Consider the following 18,026-nt stretch of genomic DNA (forward strand, 5'->3'; position numbering starts at 1 on the left):
CACCCCGCAAACCCGCACGGCTACGTTGCCGAGAGGTCAAGAAAGGCGGTTTTTGGAGGTGAAGTGTCGAACTCGGGTAACCAAGATGCGCTGTTTCAAGTTGCTCGGCGAGCGCGTGATGAACCGTGACTTTGATCGGCAGGTTGCGGAGCTGCAAATTCGCGCTGCATTGCTCAACCGTTTCACCCGGGTTGGCACGCCTCAAACCGTGCGCGTGGCATAAATCCGTCTGGGGTCAGGGGGAGGGGGCGGCCTTGCTTCAATTTGTGCAACAAAGCCGGGATAACGCGAAAATTGTCTGGAAGGATTCAACAGGGGTGTGACAGTTGGTCATGCCGCATGGCGCAGAAATCGGGTAGCGCCTGTGGCCGGGCGAAGTGAAAGCCCTGAAACGCTTTGCAGCCATGCATCAACAGGAACTGATGCTGGGCTTCAGTTTCTACCCCTTCGGCAATGACCTCCATCCCGAGCGAATGACCCATCGACAGGATGGCTTGCACGATGGCACAGCTATCTGAATCCTCCGGAACGCCTTGCACAAAACTCTGGTCGATTTTCAATTGCTGGAACGGAAGGCACTTAAGGTAAGAGAGCGACGAATAGCCTGTACCAAAATCATCCAGTGCGAACACGATCCCTTGTGCGCATAGCGATTGCATGTGACTGACGATGTTCGGGTCTTTGATCGCAAAAATGCTTTCCGTCAGTTCCAGTTTGAGACGTGCCGGATTGACGCCGGTGATGACCAGCATCTGAAGCAGGCGCTGGCTGAAGTCCGGCTTTATGAACTGCCGTGCGCTCACATTGACCGACAGCGTGAGGGGGGAAAGTTTTGGATCGTTCGACCATTCAACCAGTGTTTCGCAGGTTTTCAGTAATACCCAATGTCCGATTTCATGAATGGATCCAGTTTCTTCAGCGAGTGGAATAAATTGAGCCGGGGAAATCCAGTCTCCATTGGCGTGCCGCCAACGCAACAGGATTTCGCCTCCGGTGACTTCTTTGTCTCTGCCCACCTGGGCCTGGCAGAATAACCGGAATTCGTTGCGGGCAATCCCGCCGTGCAAGGCGACTTGCAGTCGAGCATTGATCTCTATGGCATATTGAACGGCGATATCAAAAAATCGGATAGTGTTGCGACCACCTTCTTTGGCCTTATAAAGCGCCATGTCCGCATGTTTTAGGATTTCGTCTACGGCAAGTTTTTCGCCTTGAAAAAGGCTGATGCCGATACTGGACGATGTGTGGTGCGGTTCAGCTTTCTCGCATAGTGCAAAGGGCTGGCTGATCGCATCGCGGATTTTCTCAGCCAGAGCTTCAGCTGCTTTGGCCGCCTGGTTTTCAGAGGTTCCGAGGTTTTCGAGCAGAATGACAAATTCATCGCCACCCAGCCGGGCCACGGTATCTGCGGCACGCAGGCCGGCGGTCAGACGGCGGGATACCTGAATCAGCAGCTGATCGCCTGCATCGTGTCCCTGTGTGTCGTTCAGGGTTTTGAAGTGATCCAGGTCGAGGAAAAAAATGGCGCACCATTCCTGGTTACGTGCGCTGCTCACCCGTGCGTGCTGCAAACGCTCTTGCAGCAGGCGCCGGTTTGGAAGTTCTGTCAGCGTGTCGTAGTAAGCCAGATTCATGATCTGAGCTTCTGCTTTTTTTCGCTGATTGATATCGTTAACCACGCTGATGAAAAAGCTGGGCTGCTGGGCATGGTCACGTACCAGTGCAACCGTGAGTTCGATCCAAGTGGATTCGCCGGTTTTTCGGAAATAGCGTTTTTCCAGTGTGTAGGTCGATATTTCACCAGCCAGCAACTGCGCAACCATTTTCAGGTCTTTGCCAAGGTCTTCCGGATGGGTGATGTCCTGAAAGCTTTTATGCAGCAGCTCGGCCTCGCTGTAACCCACGATTTCACATAGGCGCTGATTCACTTGCAGCCAGCGACCGTCAGGAGATATCAGGGCAATCCCCACGGCTGCCTGATCAAAGATTCCGCGAAATTTGCGCTCGCTCGCTTCCAGTGCCTGCGCTGCCTGGCGGATGGCGGATTGATCGCGCAGCATCAGCATGATCCGCAAATCCGCCCCATTCAAGCGTGACAGACTGGCTTCTACCGGATGCGCATAGCCATGTCTATCGGCGACAATCAGACTGAACTGGCTGTGTTCGACCAGCCCCGCACGCAGGCGTGCGAGTTCCAGATCGAGCAATTGCAATCCCTGCGGATCAATGCGCTGGCGCAAGTCCGGGGTGTCGACTGCATCGCCAAGCGCATGGCGTGCCGAGGTAGAAACATACAATGGCTCATTGCTCTCACCAAAGACGGCAATGACTTCTGCGGCGTGATCGGTGACCCAGAGTCGCTCCGCTTCGGAGCGATTCAATTCGAGCAGGAGTCTGGAATTCTGCTGATGCAGGTACATCAGGCTGCCTAGCGCCAGCATGCTGGCCAACTGGAATAATGCCAGTATCCAGCCCGTGCTCAGGGCAAGCTGCAGACCGTAGGCGTAAGGGGTAACAAGAAACAGCGACAACGCTTCGCATAAGCCACTCCATGCCCCGAGAGTTGCAAGCTGTCGGAAAAATGCCTGCGGGCTTTCCTGTAGCGGTTTCTTGTGGAAATGAAAGTACAGCAGAAGCCCGCCGGCATTGAGTGCGAGTCCCCATACTCCGGCCCACGCGCCGGCCCCGCCCAAATAGAGCCGATACAACATGCCGGTGATGGTTGTGACAATCCCGACCCATGGGCCGCCGAACAGCACGGCGGTGGCAAGAACCGCTCCTCTTGAATCCAGAATGACTCCTGCCGAAACCGTAAAAGGTCTGGCCAGGATCAGACACATCGCAGCTGAAAACAGGACGCCCAAAAGAGCCTGACGTGCAAACGTGTTGGCCGGATAGCCAAAGGAGACGACTACAACATAGCAGCCAAAGAGGCTGATCAGCGGGAAGAGTGTCGGCAATATGCCCAGTAACAACGACATGCCCACCTCCGACAACATGAGGTCAAGTGTTACGCCAGCACCGGGCATGTCTGTCATCTGAAGAGCCGGTTTGCTGAAGCGCCCGGCTATCTTGGATGGCGCTGTACCGTTTCACGGCACAGCCCGGTTGGACGACGCAAGGCTGCACACTGGCGGCTAAGGCCAGGTTGTTTGCCGTTGCGGGCAGTCCGGTCTCCGACGTCTTGTGACCATCTGGATCTCGCGATTGCAGATGATGCGACCGGCAGTCTTCGCTTTTAATCGGACTTCTTGAGAAAGACCTTAGTAAATGGCCGATGACATGCCCCTATGGCACGCAAAAGCAAGGTCAATCCACCGCGTAGGGCACGCATCGGGGGACTCTGCACAACTCTTCGCATCAATGAGACCGAGATTGAAATCGTCCGGGGAGTCAATCTGCGCGTCTATCGGGGGCGACGAGTTTTGGCGACAGTTGAACCGGGAAGGTATCGAAGTGGCGGGCTGCCCAGTCTGGCGACTCATGCGGTGCCAAGGCTTCTGCTTGGGAACTGGCCGATACATCGGTCGAGGAGATGCCTCTACCCGCGGCGCCATCTACTGGCATTTCCCTGACAAAGAGTCTTTGGTGAAGGCTGTATTCGAGGACATGGTCTGGCCCTTTGACATCGGAGCATCTCCCGATGCAGCGCCTCTGACCGAGGATCCGCTGGGCCTGCTCCATGAAGTGCTGTGGCAGAAAATGCATGACAGCCTCATGAACCCCAGGCAGCGGCGCAGAACGGAGATTGCCGTTCGCTATCGTGGCACCCCTGAACTGCCCGAGGAACTCAGCGCTCATCTGCAGCAGCTTTTACTGCGTGGTCTGGAGCGTTTGATCGTCATGCTGAATCTCGCTTATGAACGGGGCGAGTTGCGTCGCGGGCTCAATCCGGTTGGCGTCGCTCAAAGTCTGGTGGCTGCCTGCATCGGTGTGGTTGTCGAGCATATGAACAACCCTCAGGCGGACTTGATTCACTCTTTCAGCTTCGCGCCGGGCCTGGTTTTGCTGGGGGCTGGGAGGCACTTGAATCCTCGCTGAGGGGGCACGAGGATTCTTTTGGGGGCTTCCGGAGTCCCCTGATTTCCGAGGCTCAGGCGTCAGGGCGTTCAGAACAGCCTGGTTCACGCGGGGGAGGCCGCGTGCGCGTCGTGGTGTGGTCCCTGATGTTTCCGGCTGCTTGCGGGTCGGCGCGCAAGCTGTGCGGCCCGCGGTGGAATGGACAATCTCGGGGCGTGATCGGTGTTCTGTTTCTCAATTTTCAGAAATTACTGAAAATAGTGATAGGATTGATCCAGATCAAAATACAACAGAGAGCATGCCCGTGACGCCCCTTGTCCGCGCCTTCGTTTCCCACTTCGGCGAGATGGGTTCCCGCTGGGGAATCAACCGCACTGTCGGCCAGATCTACGCGCTGATCTATGTGTCGCCGCGCGCGCTGAACGCCGATGAAATCGCTGAAACCCTGGAGTTCTCACGCTCGAATGTGAGCATGGGCCTGAAAGAGCTTCAGGCCTGGAAGCTCGTTCGCCTGCGCCATTTCAGTGGAGACCGGCGCGAATACTTCGAAGCGCCCGGAGACGCTTGGGAGGTGTTCCGCACGCTGGCCGAAGAGCGCCGGCGGCGCGAGATCGAGCCGACACTGTCGATGCTGCGCAGCGCCTTGATGGAAGAGGCCGGCAACGAGGAAGACCTGCATGCTCAGGCCCGCATGCGCGACATGCATGCGCTGATCGAGCAGCTGACCAACTGGTTCGACGACATCCAGCGCCTCGACAGCGCCACCCTCAGCAAGCTGATGGGCATGGGCGCCACCGTGCACAAGCTGCTCGACTTCACCGACAAGTTCAAGCGCGCAAAGCGCTGAGTTTCAGCCTTACCCCCCGGAGTAGCACCATGGAAGCTGTTGATCCCTTCATGCTGGCGCGCATCCAGTTTGCCGCCAACATCACTTTTCACATCCTGTTTCCCACCCTCACGATTGCCTTGTGCTGGGCCTTGCTGTTCTTCCGCTGGCGCTGGATGGCCACGCGCAACCAGGCCTGGCTGGAGGCCTACCGGCTGTGGACCAAGGTCTTCGCGCTGTCTTTCGCGATGGGCGTGGTCTCGGGCATCACCATGAGCTTCCAGTTCGGCACCAACTGGCCCGGCTTCATGGAGCGGGTGGGCAACATCGCCGGCCCCTTGCTGGGCTATGAAGTACTCACTGCCTTCTTTCTGGAGGCCACCTTCCTTGGCGTGATGCTGTTCGGCCACGGCAAGGTCTCCGAGCGGGTGCATCTGTTTGCCACCGCGATGGTCGCACTCGGTACCACCTCCTCGGCCTTCTGGATCCTGGCCCTGAATTCCTGGATGCAGACGCCGGCCGGCTTCTATGTGGAGGGCGGTCAGTACCATGTGGCGAGCTGGCTGGCGGTGATTTTCAACCCGTCCTTTCCTTACCGCTTCGCCCATATGCTTTTGGCATCGGGCCTGACGGTGTCTTTCCTGATGGCGGGCCTGTCTGCCTGGCAGATCCTGAAGAAGCGGGAATCACCGGCCACTGGCGTCGCCTTGCGAACCGGTCTGATTGCGGGCGCGATTCTGATCCCGATCCAGATCTTCGTTGGCGACATGCACGGCCTCAACACGCTGCAACACCAGCCGCAGAAGATCGCGGCGGTCGAGGGCGTATGGGAGACCGAGCGTGGCGCGCCCTTGCTGCTGTTCGCCCTGCCTGACGAGAAGACGCGCAGCAACCGCTTCGAGATTGGCGTACCCAAGGGCGCGAGCCTGATCCTGAAACACGATGCAGACGGCGAGATCCGTGGCCTGAACGAGTTCGAGGGCAAGCATCCGCCGGTGGCTCCCCTGTTCTGGGCCTTCCGGATCATGGTGGGCATCGGTGTGCTGATGCTTGTCGCAAGCTGGACCGGCGTGTGGGCGCTGCGTCGTCGTGCACCTGATGCTCTGCCGCGCCCGCTGCTGTGGGGGCTGGTGGGCATGACCTTCTCCGGTTGGGGCGCCACCGTCGCCGGCTGGTATGTCACCGAGATCGGTCGCCAGCCCTATCTGGTCTTCGGTGAGCTGCTCACGCGGGATCTGGTGGGTCCGGCGCCCGCGTCCTCGATCGCGATTTCACTGATCGCCTACCTCGTCACCTACCTGCTGCTGATCGTGGCGTATGTCAGCGTCCTGTTCTACATGGCCGGCAAGCCGGTCAGCGCTCAAGGAGCCCACGCATGAGCTTCGATCAATTCCTGCCGGTCTACTTCTTCGTCATCCTCGGCGTGGCGATGCTGATGTATGTGCTGCTCGACGGTCTGGATCTGGGCATCGGCCTGCTGCTGCCGCTTGCCGAGGATGCCGAAAAAGACCGCATGATTGCCTCCATCGGCCCTTTCTGGGATGCCAACGAAACCTGGCTGGTGCTGGGGGTCGGCGTGCTGCTGATTGCCTTCCCGCAGGCTCACGGGCAGATTCTGGGAGCACTCTACCTGCCGGTCGCGGCCATGCTGATCGGGCTGATCCTGCGCGGGGTGGCCTTCGATTTCCGGGTCAAGGCGCGAGACCACCACAAGCGCCTGTGGAACCGGATCTTCTTTGTCGGCTCGCTGCTTGCCACGCTCGCACAGGGCTGGATGCTCGGCCGCTACGTCACCGGCTTTGCCGCCGGCGCCGGCGCGCATGCCTTCGCCTTGCTGATTGCGCTTACCCTTCCGACCGCCTATGTGATGATGGGGGGCTGCTGGCTGCTGATGAAGAGTGAAGGCACGCTGCAGGAGAAAGCCCGCTGCTGGGCGCGCAACAGCCTCCTGCCGGTCGCACTCGGCCTGCTGCTGATCTCGCTGGCCACGCCGCTGGTGAGCGATACGGTGCGTGACAAGTGGTTCGCGATGCCGGTTTTCCTCGCCCTGCTGCCGATTCCGCTGATCAGCGTGCTGGCGCTGGCCGGTCTTGCCTGGGTGCTGCAACGCCCCGGCGTGCGCGAGGAGTTCTCGTGGCTGCCTTTCGTGCTGGCCATCGTGATCCTGTTGATGGGGTTCTTCGGGTTGGCCTACAGCCTCTATCCCTTTGTCATCATGGATCGCATGACGCTCTGGCAGGCCGCTGCGTCAACGCCAGCACTGACCGTGATCTTTTTCGGCACCGTGGTGACCGTGCCACTGATCCTGCTCTACACCGCGTTTTCCTACTGGGTCTTCCGTGGCAAGAGCACGCTGTTGACCTACGGCTAGCGGCGTACGTCCCCAGCTTCCCGATCAGTTTCGGCTCACAAAGGTGCCATGCGTCTGCACAACAGGTGTTCGCGGTGCGTGCGAAAAGGGGGAGGCGAGGCGCGCCGCCGATCGGGCGCCGGATGCGGCGGGGGGCTGCCGCGATCCGGCGCTGGCCGGGGAACTTCGCTGCTCGCCTACTCTTTTACGCCGCCTCCCAGCACCTTGTAGAGCGTGACCAGATTGGTCTGGCTCGACAGTTTTGCGCTCACCAGTGAGAGCTGTGCGGCATAGAGCGAACGTTGGTACACGAGCATCGAGAGCGAGCTGTCCAGACCGTTCCTGTAGCGCAGCTGGGCGAGTTTGTAACTCTTGTCATAGGCCTCGAGCTGGCTCTGCTGGGCGTTCAGCACTTCATTGACGGCGCTGCGCTGGGCCAGTGCGTCAGCCACTTCACGGAAGGCCGTCTGAACGTCCCGCTCGTAGGTGGCGACCTCGATCTGCTGGCTGACCTTGGCCTGGTCGAGCGAGGCGCGCAGCCTGCCGGCAGTGAAGATCGGCAGGTTGATCTGCGGCGCGAACACCCAGGTGCCGTTGCCTGCGTTGAACAGGCGCCCGAGCTCGGTGCTGGCGGTGCCGGCGTTGGCTGTCAGCGTGATGCTCGGGAAGAAGGCCGCACGCGCGGCGCCGATGCTGGCGTTGGCAGACCTCAGCGCGTGTTCGTCGGCACGCAGGTCGGGGCGGCGCAGCAGGATGTCGGAACGCAAGCCGACCGGCACGTCTTCCAGGATTCCAGCCGCTTCGAACAGGCCCAGAGGTGGCCGGAGCTCAGCGGGCAGCGGGGTGCCGATCAGGAGCGCGAGCGCATTTTCGTCCTGCGTGACGGTGGTCCGGTAGTTGGCGATATCGGCTCGTGCGCTGTCGAGGCTCGCCTGCGCGGAGCTCACGTCGAGTTGCGAGGCGATCCGGAGCTCATGACGCCGGAGTGTGAGCCGCAAGCTGTCCTGCAGGCTCGCGAAGGTGTCTTCGGCAATCTTCAGGCGCTCCTGGTCGGCAGCCAGCGTGAGGTAGCCGCTGAGGACCTGGGCGATCAGACTGACCTGCGAGGCGTCTCGCGTTTCCACCAGTTGCAGCCAGGCTTCGCGTGAGGCATCAGCCTGATTCTGCAGCCTTCCGAAGAAGTCCAGCTCATAACTCGAAAAACCGAGCGTGGCCGTGTAGGTGTGGCTGATCCGGTTGCCGTCGGTGCCCAGCACATCCCGCGAGGCCTTGGCGTGATTGGCGCCACCCGTGGCACTCACGCTCGGGAACATGTCTGCGCGGCTGATGCCGTAAGCCGCCCGGGCTTTTTCGATGTTCAGTGCAGCAATGCGGAGATCGCGATTATTGGCGAGCGCGAGTTCGACCAGCTTGCGTGCGCGCTCATCGCGCACGAAGTGCCTCCAGCCCATGTCGATGGCATCAGAGGGGGGCGCGCTGTTGCTCCCGCCGTCTGTGGTCTGCGCCGGCAAGGTCGTGGGAATGGGCGCTTCAGGCCGCTCGTATTTCGGGGTCAGCAGCGTGCCGCACGCTGACAGAAAGAGGGTTGCCACGGCAACCGGGAGGAGAGCTTGCTTCATTCTTCAACTTTCTGTGCCGTGCTGGCGCGAGTGGCTTCGGAGCTGTCCGAGCGGCCGGGGAACACACCGCGGATGACGACGAAGAACACCGGAATCAGGAAGATCCCGAGCACGGTGGAGGCGAACATCCCGCCGAGCACACCGGTGCCGATGGCGTTCTGGGCGCCAGAGCCCGCACCGTTGGCAAGGGCCAGGGGCAACACGCCCAGGCCGAAGGCCAGCGAGGTCATCAGGATCGGGCGCAGGCGCTGGCGTACAGCCATGACGGTAGCATCAATCAGGCTGTGACCCTGTTCCTGCAGTGACTTGGCGAATTCAACGATCAGGATCGCGTTCTTGGTTGCCAGCCCCACCGTGGCGAGCAGGCCCACCTGGAAGTAGATGTCATTGGAGAGCCCGCGCAGCGTTGTGGCGAGCACCACGCCGAGCACGCCAAGCGGCACGACGAGGATCACCGAGAAAGGCACGGACCAGCTTTCATACAGCGCCGCCAGACACAGGAACACCACCAGCACCGAGAGCGCGTACAGCATGGGCGCCTGGGCGCCGGCCATGCGTTCCTGGTAGGACTGGCCGGTCCAGGAATAGCCGATGCCGGCCGGTAACCGGGCGACGAGCTTTTCCATCTCGGCCATCGCCGCACCGGAACTCACGCCCGGTTGCGGCGCGCCCTGGATGTTCATCGACGAAACACCGTTGTAGCGCTCGAGACGCGGCGAGGAGTAAGTCCAGGACGCCTTGGTGAAGGCGGAGAAGGGGACCATGTCGCCGTTTTCGTTTTTCACATGCCAGCGGTCGATATCCCTGGGTTGCATGCGGAAAGGTGCATCGCCCTGAACATAGACCTTCTTGGTGCGGCCGTTGTCGAGGAAGTCATTGACGTAGCTGCCGCCCCAGGCGGTCGACAGCGCGCTGTTGATGGACGAGAGATCCAGCCCCAGCGCGCCGGCCTGGCGCTTGTCGACCTGCAGGTGATATTGCTGCGTGTCGTCCATGCCGTTCGGACGGACGCCCGCGAGCAGCGGACTTTGCGCCGCCATGCCAAGCAGCATGTTGCGCGCTTCCATCAGTTTCTCGTGGCCGAGACCGCCCTGATCCTGCAACTGCATGTCGAAGCCGGAAGCATTGCCGAGATCCATGATGGCCGGCGGCGCGAAGGCAAAGACCATCGCTTCGTTGATCTGGCCGAAGGCTGCCATCGCGCGGCCGGTCACGGCGGCGACCTTCTGTTCCGCACGCTGACGCTGGCTCCAGTCTTTCAGCTGGACGAAGACCATCGCGGTGTTCTGGCCATTGCCGGCGAAGCTGAAACCGGTGACGGCGAAGACCGAGTCAACCGTGTCCTTCTCGTCTTCCAGGAAGTGTTGCTCCACCTTCTTGATCACTTCCAGCGTGCTGGCCTGGGTGGCGCCCGGCGGCAGCATCGCCGAGACGAACAGCACGCCCTGGTCTTCATCGGGCAGGAACGAGGTCGGCATCCTCACGAAGATAAAGCCCATGATCAGCACGATGCCAAGATAGACCGCGCTTGATGCGCCCTTGCGGCGCAGGATGCGGGCGACGGCGCCCTGATAGCGGTCGGCGCTGCGGTCGAAGGCCCGGTTGAACCAGCCGAAGAAGCCGCTCTGGTGATGGACTTCGCCCTTGGCCACCGGCTTGAGCAGGGTGGCACACAGCGCAGGCGTGAGGCTCAGGGCCACGACGACCGAGAGCGCCATCGACGAGACGATGGTGATCGAGAACTGGCGGTAGATCACGCCGGTGGAACCGCTGAAAAATGCCATCGGAATGAAGACGGCAGAGAGCACCAGACCGATGCCGATCAGCGCGCCGGTGATCTGGTTCATCGACTTGCGGGTGGCTTCCTTCGGCGAGAGACCTTCCTCGCTCATCACGCGCTCGACGTTCTCCACCACGACGATGGCGTCATCGACGAGCAGGCCGATGGCCAGCACTACGCCGAACATGGTCAGCGTGTTGATCGAGTAACCGAATGCGTAGAGGATGCCGAAAGTGCCCAGCAGCACGACCGGCACGGCGATCGTCGGGATCAGCGTGGCGCGGAAGTTCTGCAGGAAGAGATACATCACCAGGAATACCAGCAGGATCGCTTCGCCCAGTGTCTTGATCACTTCGTGAATGGAGTTCCGGACCACTGGCGTGGTGTCAAACGGATTGACGACAGACATCTTCGCCGGGAAGTAGCGGGAGAGCTCATTCACGCGGCTCGTGACCAGGCGTGCGGTTTCCAGCGCGTTGGCGCCGCTGCTCAGATTGACCGCCAGACCGGTAGCCGCCTTCGAGTTGAATCGCGAGAGGTAACCATAGTCTTCCGCGCCGATCTCGATGCGGGCCACATCCTTGAGGAAAACCGTCGAGCCGTCGGTCCGGGTCTTCAACAGGATGTTGCCGAATTCTTCGGGCGTTTTCAGCAGCGACTGAGCGGTGATCGTGACGTTGAGCTTCTGATCCTTCACCGAAGGCGTGCCGCCGATCTGGCCTGCCGAAACTTCGGCGTTCTGCGCGCTGATGGCCGTGCTGACGTCCTTGGGGTCGAGCTTGTAGGTCTTGAGCCGGTGCGGATCCAGCCAGATGCGCATGGCGTGCTGGGCACCGAAGAGCTGCACGCTGCCCACGCCTTTGACCCGGCTGATCGAATCCAGCAGGTTCGCCGATACGTAGTCCGACAGGTCCGTGTCGCTCATGCTGTTGTCGTCGGAGACAAAGCCCAGCACCATCAGGAAGTTCGCGTTGGCCTTGGCCACGGTGATGCCCTGCGTCTGCACCACGCTGGGCAGCTTGGGCGTGGCGAGTTGCAGCTTGTTCTGCACCTGGACCTGTGCGACGTCCGGATTCGTTCCGGCTTCGAAGGTCAGCGTGATCGAGGTCGAGCCTTGCGAGTCACTCGTGGAGGACATGTAGACCAGGCCATCGATACCCTTCAGGCTCTGTTCGATCACCTGTGTGACGGTGTTTTCGATGGTGGTGGCGGACGCGCCGGGATAGCTCGCCGAGATGCTGACCTGAGGCGGCGCGACGTTGGGATACTGCGAGATCGGCAGCTGGAAGATCGCGAGGGCACCGGCCATCATGATGATGATGGCAATCACCCAGGCGAAGATCGGCCGGTCAATGAAGAAGCGTGACATGGACGGAAATTCCTGGTGGTCGGATTACTTGGCCGGCGCAGCGGCCGGGGCAGAGGCTTCGGCAGCCGGCGCGATCTGCACCGCTGCGCCGGGCTGCACGTACTGCAGGCCGCCGGTGATGAGGCGGTCACCCGCCGCGAGGCCACTGCTGATGAGCCACATGTTGCCGACCGAGCGGCTGGTCTGAACCTCACGCTCTTCGACCTTGTCATCCTTGCCCAGCACCATGACGACCGCCTTGCCGCTGGCGTTGTGCACCACGTAGTTCTGCTGGACGAGGATGGCCTGTTCGCTCACGCCTTCCACCAGGGTCGCCTTCACGAACATGCCCGGCAGCAGGCGGTGCTTCGGATTCGGGAAGATCGCGCGCAGCGTGACCGAGCCGGTGTTTGGGTCGACCGACAAGTCAGAGAACTGCAGCTTGCCTTCGAGCGGATACTCGCGTCCGTCTTCAAGCGTGAGCTTCACCCGCGCCGCATTGTCGCCCGCTGCCTTGATGACGCCGTTGGCAAGCTGCTCCTGCAAATCAAGCAGCTCGCGGCTGGAACGCGTGACGTCCACATAGATCGGATCGAGCTGCTGCACGGTGGTCAGTGCCGTGCTCTGATCCGCGGTGACCAGCGCGCCGACGGTGACCGAGGATCTGCCGATGCGGCCGGCAACCGGGGCCTGCACATGGGTGTAGTCCAGATTGATGCGTGCGGTCTGCAGCGCGGCTTCGGCCTGCTTCAGCGAAGCCACGACATCGTCATAGTCCTGACGACCCACGGCGTCGTCAGCCGCGAGTTCCTTGTAGCGCTGGGCCTTGAGCCGCAGCGCGACAGCATTCGCTTCGGCACTCTCGAAACTCGCACGATAGGTCGCCGGGTCGATCTGGTAGAGCGCCTGACCCGCCTTCACTTCGCTGCCTTCTTCGAAGAGGCGCTTCTGGATGATGCCGCTGACCTGCGGACGAACTTCGGCAATCGTGTGCGCGGTCGTACGGCCGGCCAGCTCGGTGTCGAGCATGACTTTCCGGGGCGTAATGGTTTCGATGTTGACCACCGGCAGTTGTTGCGTGGCTTGCGCCTGGGCGGTGGCCTGCTCGCCGGATGTGCAGGCGCTCAGCGAGAGTGTGATCAGGGCGCAGAGCAGAAACGCCGATGTTGTCTTGAACGGGGGAAGCATGGGGGAGGGGTCTCGCAAAAAGTGATTTGAACAGCGGTTGTGCAAGTTGAAGCCAGTGCAGGAAAGACTCAGAGGGAATCGGTCAGGGCAAGAAGCCGGTCGAGCAGGGCGGTTCGGGTGTCGTGATCGAACTCGATCACACCAGAAGCTTCTGCTGCCCACAGGCCATCCGCAGCGAAGCGGCACAGCAGCAGCATCTGGGCAAGCTCAGGCGCATGCGCGGTGTCCTGCGCGATCAGCTCGAGCGTCCATTCGCGCTGCAGCCGTGCGAAATCCGGGAGTGCCAGCGTAAGGATCAGCATGGCCTTCGAGCACAGCGGGGCGACCTCGGCGAAGCAGGCGCGGATGTAGGCGCGTGTGTGGCGTTTCGGGCCGGCAGGCTCTTCTTCAAGGGCCTGGTAGAAAACAGGTTCGAAGACCTCCCGCAGGTGGTCGCATACGCCCTGCAGCAGCGCCTGCTTGCTGGCAAAGTGGTATTGCAGGCCGCCTTTCGTGACACCTGCCAGCTTTGCAACCTTGTCGAGGGTCACGGACTCATAGCCGTCACTGACGATCAAGGCCAGGGTCACGCTCAGCAACTGACTGCGAACCTGATCGGGCTGCTTCTTTCGGCGATGGGCTTCGGACATAACAATCCTTCCGTACGGATTGTTTAATGTAGAGCCTGCCGGCGTGAGCTGTCAAGCTCACCTTCATCCTTGAGCGGCTTCGTGTGAGCCATCAAGGTGAAGGAACAAAGGGCCGTGCGGCTGACGACGCCGCAGCATGATCCCTCATGCCTTGAGCGCCGATGTGTTCGCTTCCTCCGGATGGACGCGGCAGCGGCCGCAGGGCTCTGCGTGCTTCCTCGTTTCCGAAGCGCAGGGAACGATAGAAGCGAGGTTGAAACGAAGTGCTGCAGACAGTCGCGGGGTAGGTGCCGAGCTCTCCTGGTTCCCCAGCGTTTCTGCCGATAGCCTTCCCGACTCGGGGATCGGAGCGTCGGCAAAACGGAGGGGGCTTGTACGGCCATGCGCACTGCCTGAAACAGGCCGGAGCCTCGGGACCGGTGAATACGGACCGCATTCCCGGCTCCGAGTGAGAGGCCGGGGCCGAACCGGCGGGTTGGCCGCGTGCATACCGGTTCGCGGCCGGGGAGGCTTACAGCCTGAACTGGGCCACCAGTCCTTGCAGGCGCTGCGAGAGCTGATGCAGTTGTGCGCTGGTGCTGGCGGCAGACTGAACCGCCGCATCGGTTTCTGTCGTCATCCGGTTGACCTGCTCGGCAGCACGCGCCATTTCGGTGGTGGCCGCCGATTGCTCGCGGGTCGATTCGGCAATGTCGCGAATGCCGCGCACCACCTCATTCATCCGTGCATTGATGCCGGACATGTGCATGGCGACCTGATGGGAGGTGGTGACACCTTCCGTTACGAGATGGCGCGTGCTGTCCATGTCGGCGAGTGCCGAGGCGATTTCATCGTGATTCGAATGGATCAGCTCGCCGATTTCAACCGTGGCACGTGCCGTGCGCTCGGCGAGCTTGCGGACTTCATCAGCCACCACGGCAAAGCCGCGCCCTTGCTCCCCGGCACGGGCGGCTTCGATCGCGGCATTCAGCGCAAGCAGATTCGTCTGCTCGGCGATTTCCTTGATGACGCCGACGATGCTGGTGATCTGGCCGGAGCTTTGCCCCAGGCGGCCGAGTGTCGCCGAGAGCTGTTCGACCGCACCCGAGATGCGATCGATGCCGGAGGCCAGTTCATTGACTGCACTGGCTGAGTCCTGCGACACGCGCCCGGTTTCGATCGCGGTTGCCTCGGCAGACTGGGCGTTGTCGGCAATGTGGTTGATGCTGACGGTGATTTCCTCGATGGTGGCCGCGGTGGAGCTGGACAGATCGGCCTGTTTCAGGGAGTCGGCTGACAGCGTACGGGTGGCCTGCTCCAGGGTACGTACCTCGTCGTTCATCTGGACGGACTGCTGGCGCACGGCCAGGAACATTTCGCGCAGGCTGGCGGTGAAACGGTTGAAGGCTTCGGCGGTGAGGCCGATTTCGTCACGCCCGTCAATCTGCAGCGAGCGCGTCAGGTCGCCGCCACCGGAGGCGATTTCGGTGAGCGCGTCGCGCAGGCGGGTCAGCCCGCCAAGGAGCCGCGTCAGGGCCACATTGGCCACGACGATGGCCAGAGCGCCAAGCACCACACCTGCCACGACCAGCATCGCCAGCATCTTGCGCAGTGGCGAAAAGATCCGGTCACGATCAATGACGGTGCCCAGCAGCCAGTCCGTTCCCGCAACCGGGGTCACGCTTACCAGCGCATCCTTGTCGCCGATGCGGCGCTCCTCGAGTTGCCGGGCTTGCGCGATGCGCCCAAGATCCGCAGCGGCGAGGCCGGGAACGACTTCTTCGACCGGCTTGAGCGTGGATTCGCTTGCCGGGTGGGCCACGATCTTGCCCTCGCGGGTCACCAGGAAGGCGTAGCCATCGCCGTTGAGGCGAATGTCCTGGGTCAGCTTGACAATGTCCTCCAGCGCGATGTCACCGCCGACCGCACCGGTCATGACGCCATTCTCCATCACCGGCGCCGCGAAGGTCACGCCCAGCTTTTTGGTAGAGGAGAAGATGTAGGGCGCGGTGAGGATGGTGGCTTTTTCCTCGCTGGCCTTCTTGTACCAGGCACGCGAAGTCGGGTCGTAGCCTTCAGGCGGCTTCTTTTCCGGGTTGAAATACATCATGCGCTTGTCGGCAAACCCGGCGAAGGTCTGGTCGAAACGCCCGCCTTCCCTGGCGACCTGCAACACCAGATAGGGCTCGCTCTGCCCGTTGATGCGACTGGCCGCCGCGGTCACCGCGTCGCTGCGCTGCCCGGCCCAGCGACTCAGTGCTTCGCCGCTGCCATTGACTGCCGACTGGATTTCCCGCTCGACGCCATCGCGGATCTCCGTCTCCATGCGGAAATACGCCAGCAGCGTGACGATGAAGATGATGACGGCCACCAGGGCCGCAACGAACAGGATGAGACGGGATCGGAGAGTCATGGTCGGGCCGCTTGAAAGGTGAATGCCTCCTGCATATAACGGCTAGGGAATCCCCTACTTTAAGTAATGTCATGCCGATTTCGGGTTCGGTACGCCCATGGCATCGGGTTGGGCGCGGGTGACGCGGGCTGTCTATCCGCCATCGAGCATGCGATCGCGCTGAGACCGGGCACATACCCTGAGGGCTCGGCCGGCACGTGCGGCGAATGCGCGTTGTCCGCCGGGTACCTGAAGGCGCTGGCCGAGGCCACGAAGCGCCTTTCGGCGCGAGCGTGAATATTCCGCAGGCGCGCGACGGAGTGGGTGCAATTATCTGCAAAAATTGTAGAATGACAATCATTCTCGTTTGGTCTTTCCGGCCCTCCCCTGAGCCTCCAAAAGGACATGCAGCTCGTGAGTCCTGTCACCCGGACCGTAGAAGGTCTCTACCAGCAGCACCACACCTGGCTGCAGGGCTGGTTGCATCGCAAGCTGGGCTGTTCGCAGCTGGCCGCCGATTTCGCGCAGGACACCTTCACGCGTCTGCTGGGCGGGCGGATGCCGGACGTGCTTCATGAGCCGCGCGCCTACCTGACCACGCTCGCCAAGGGCTTGCTGGTCAACTGGTACCGGCGCCGGGATCTGGAACGCGCCTGTCTGGAGGCGCTGGCGCAATTGCCGGAGCCGGTACAGCCGTCCGCCGAAGAGCGTTACATGCTTTTCGAGACTCTCTGCGAAATCGATGACATGCTGGCCGATCTGCCCGCCCTGGTTCGTCAGACCTTCCTGATGTCACAGCTCGAGGAAATGAAGTATGACGAGATCGCCGATGCGCTCGGGATCTCCCTCAGTACTGTCAAGCGCTACATGCGCGAGGCCTTTCTGCGTTGCCTGCGCGTGCAGCCGTGAGCGCCGCGATGCGTGAGTCCTTCCCGCAGACGATCGAGGAGGAGGCGGCCGACTGGCTGGTCCGGATGGCGGAAGGCCCGCTTGCCCCGACCGAGCAGCTGGCCTGGCAGCAGTGGCACGAACGCAGCGCGCTGCACGCCGAGGCCTGGGCGCGCGCTGAACGGGTGCTGCAGAAACTGCACCGGATTCCCGGAGCGATCGCCTTGCCGGGCCTGGAGGCTGCCGCCCGCTCGCGTCGGGCGGCACTGAGCAGGATCGGCAAGCTGGTGCTCGGTGTTGCTGTGATGCCGCTGGCCTGGCAGGCCTGGCGCAGTGATCTGCGGCGCAGCCTGCAGGCCGATCAGCGAACCGCAAGCGGGGAGCAACGCTCACTGCCGCTTGAGGAGGGAACTCAGCTTCTGCTCAATACCGCCACTGCGCTGGACACCGATCTGCGCCCCTCCGGATACGAACTACGATTGCATGCCGGTGAGGTCTGGGTAGACGCCGCGCGGGCTTCCCGCGCGATTCGTCTCGAGACGCCGCACGGCGTGCTGGAGACCCAGCGGGCGCGTTTCGCGGTGCGCGTGTGGCCCGGGCATAGTCAGCTGGTGGTGGCGGAGGGCCTGCTGGATCTGCGTGCCGAGCCGGGCACGCACGTTGGGGCGGGCGAGGGATTGCGCTTCGGCAGCGGGCTCGCAGCGCGCGCACCTGCCGATCTGGCGGTGGCGTTGGCCTGGACGCGCGGTTTGCTGTTTGCGGACCAGATGCGTCTGGATACGCTTGCCGCAGAGCTGGCACGCTACCGGCCCGGGCTGATCGAATGCGATGAGCGTATTGCCGCGCTGCGTGTGTCCGGCACTTTTCCGGTGGGTTCGGTGGCGGCCACCGAGCGCGCCTTCGGAATGCTGATGGACACCCATCCCGTCGAGATCACGCAGCGCGCTGCCGGACTGTGGGTGAGCTGGCACGCAAGCGCCACGGCCTGAAAAAAAGTTCGATCGGCC

At 61.9% G+C, this 18,026-nt stretch carries 12 protein-coding genes and 1 pseudogene; 7 read left to right on the forward strand and 6 right to left on the reverse strand.

All coding sequences use genetic code 11. The features are described from left to right. Positions 1-223: pseudogene (locus ABDB87_RS16765) on the forward strand (hypothetical protein); the annotation flags it as partial. A gap of 85 nt (positions 224-308) precedes the next feature. On the opposite strand, the gene ABDB87_RS16770 reads toward ABDB87_RS16765, so the two are convergent. Then, positions 309-3,038: an EAL domain-containing protein gene (locus tag ABDB87_RS16770; protein WP_345929179.1), complete on the reverse strand. Its 2,730-nt coding sequence runs from the start codon at positions 3,036-3,038 to the stop codon at positions 309-311. A gap of 550 nt (positions 3,039-3,588) precedes the next feature. Between ABDB87_RS16770 and ABDB87_RS16775 the strand changes: the two genes are divergently transcribed. The 4 genes from ABDB87_RS16775 to ABDB87_RS16790 all read left to right on the forward strand — a co-directional run bounded on the left by ABDB87_RS16775 (position 3,589) and on the right by ABDB87_RS16790 (position 7,217). Beyond that, on the forward strand, positions 3,589-4,041 hold the full coding sequence (locus ABDB87_RS16775) for a hypothetical protein (protein WP_345929405.1): 453 nt from the start codon (positions 3,589-3,591) through the stop codon (positions 4,039-4,041). Between the two features lie 283 nt (positions 4,042-4,324). Then, positions 4,325-4,867: a GbsR/MarR family transcriptional regulator gene (locus tag ABDB87_RS16780; RefSeq protein ID WP_345929180.1), complete on the forward strand. Its 543-nt coding sequence runs from the start codon at positions 4,325-4,327 to the stop codon at positions 4,865-4,867. A gap of 29 nt (positions 4,868-4,896) precedes the next feature. After that, positions 4,897-6,225, forward strand: coding sequence for a cytochrome ubiquinol oxidase subunit I (locus tag ABDB87_RS16785; RefSeq protein ID WP_345929182.1), 1,329 nt, complete (start codon positions 4,897-4,899; stop codon positions 6,223-6,225). Then, complete coding sequence (locus tag ABDB87_RS16790; RefSeq protein WP_345929184.1) at positions 6,222-7,217, forward strand: cytochrome d ubiquinol oxidase subunit II; 996 nt, start codon at positions 6,222-6,224, stop codon at positions 7,215-7,217. Before ABDB87_RS16785 ends, ABDB87_RS16790 begins: the two co-directional genes overlap by 4 nt. A gap of 176 nt (positions 7,218-7,393) precedes the next feature. Here ABDB87_RS16790 and ABDB87_RS16795 read toward each other — a convergent pair whose 3' ends face one another. From ABDB87_RS16795 to ABDB87_RS16815, 5 genes are all read right to left on the reverse strand, one after another. Next, positions 7,394-8,815, reverse strand: coding sequence for an efflux transporter outer membrane subunit (locus tag ABDB87_RS16795; protein WP_345929186.1), 1,422 nt, complete (start codon positions 8,813-8,815; stop codon positions 7,394-7,396). Then, the gene (locus tag ABDB87_RS16800) at positions 8,812-11,964 is read right to left on the reverse strand and encodes an efflux RND transporter permease subunit (protein ID WP_345929188.1); all 3,153 of its coding nucleotides are present in this window, start codon (positions 11,962-11,964) and stop codon (positions 8,812-8,814) included. The genes ABDB87_RS16795 and ABDB87_RS16800 overlap by 4 nt, the downstream gene beginning before the upstream one ends. A gap of 24 nt (positions 11,965-11,988) precedes the next feature. Further along, a complete protein-coding gene (locus ABDB87_RS16805; protein ID WP_345929190.1) occupies positions 11,989-13,131 on the reverse strand; it encodes an efflux RND transporter periplasmic adaptor subunit in 1,143 nt (380 codons plus the stop codon). A 68-nt stretch (positions 13,132-13,199) separates the two neighbouring features. Then, the gene (locus tag ABDB87_RS16810) at positions 13,200-13,760 is read right to left on the reverse strand and encodes a TetR/AcrR family transcriptional regulator (RefSeq protein ID WP_345929192.1); all 561 of its coding nucleotides are present in this window, start codon (positions 13,758-13,760) and stop codon (positions 13,200-13,202) included. Positions 13,761-14,271: 511 nt separating this feature from the next. After that, positions 14,272-16,152: a methyl-accepting chemotaxis protein gene (locus tag ABDB87_RS16815; protein WP_345929194.1), complete on the reverse strand. Its 1,881-nt coding sequence runs from the start codon at positions 16,150-16,152 to the stop codon at positions 14,272-14,274. A 384-nt stretch (positions 16,153-16,536) separates the two neighbouring features. Between ABDB87_RS16815 and ABDB87_RS16820 the strand changes: the two genes are divergently transcribed. Together ABDB87_RS16820 and ABDB87_RS16825 are read left to right on the forward strand one after the other, a co-directional pair. Next, positions 16,537-17,040, forward strand: coding sequence for a sigma-70 family RNA polymerase sigma factor (locus ABDB87_RS16820; protein WP_345929196.1), 504 nt, complete (start codon positions 16,537-16,539; stop codon positions 17,038-17,040). Between the two features lie 8 nt (positions 17,041-17,048). After that, positions 17,049-18,008 (forward strand): FecR domain-containing protein, encoded by a 960-nt coding sequence (locus ABDB87_RS16825; protein ID WP_345929198.1) that lies wholly within the window; start codon positions 17,049-17,051, stop codon positions 18,006-18,008. Positions 18,009-18,026 lie beyond the last annotated feature (18 nt).

Source organism: Uliginosibacterium paludis, from assembly GCF_039631355.1.
GTDB lineage: Bacteria > Pseudomonadota > Gammaproteobacteria > Burkholderiales > Rhodocyclaceae > Uliginosibacterium > Uliginosibacterium paludis.

Bases quoted from the DNA above. Each gene is read 5' to 3' on its own strand.
- ABDB87_RS16770 (WP_345929179.1), bottom strand. From the start codon at position 3,038: ATGACAGACATGCCCGGTGCTGGCGTAACACTTGACCTCATGTTGTCG.
- ABDB87_RS16785 (WP_345929182.1), top strand. From the start codon at position 4,897: ATGGAAGCTGTTGATCCCTTCATGCTGGCGCGCATCCAGTTTGCCGCC.
- ABDB87_RS16790 (WP_345929184.1), top strand. From the start codon at position 6,222: ATGAGCTTCGATCAATTCCTGCCGGTCTACTTCTTCGTCATCCTCGGC.
- ABDB87_RS16795 (WP_345929186.1), bottom strand. From the start codon at position 8,815: ATGAAGCAAGCTCTCCTCCCGGTTGCCGTGGCAACCCTCTTTCTGTCA.
- ABDB87_RS16800 (WP_345929188.1), bottom strand. From the start codon at position 11,964: ATGTCACGCTTCTTCATTGACCGGCCGATCTTCGCCTGGGTGATTGCC.
- ABDB87_RS16805 (WP_345929190.1), bottom strand. From the start codon at position 13,131: ATGCTTCCCCCGTTCAAGACAACATCGGCGTTTCTGCTCTGCGCCCTG.
- ABDB87_RS16810 (WP_345929192.1), bottom strand. From the start codon at position 13,760: ATGTCCGAAGCCCATCGCCGAAAGAAGCAGCCCGATCAGGTTCGCAGT.
- ABDB87_RS16815 (WP_345929194.1), bottom strand. From the start codon at position 16,152: ATGACTCTCCGATCCCGTCTCATCCTGTTCGTTGCGGCCCTGGTGGCC.
- ABDB87_RS16820 (WP_345929196.1), top strand. From the start codon at position 16,537: ATGCAGCTCGTGAGTCCTGTCACCCGGACCGTAGAAGGTCTCTACCAG.
- ABDB87_RS16825 (WP_345929198.1), top strand. From the start codon at position 17,049: ATGCGTGAGTCCTTCCCGCAGACGATCGAGGAGGAGGCGGCCGACTGG.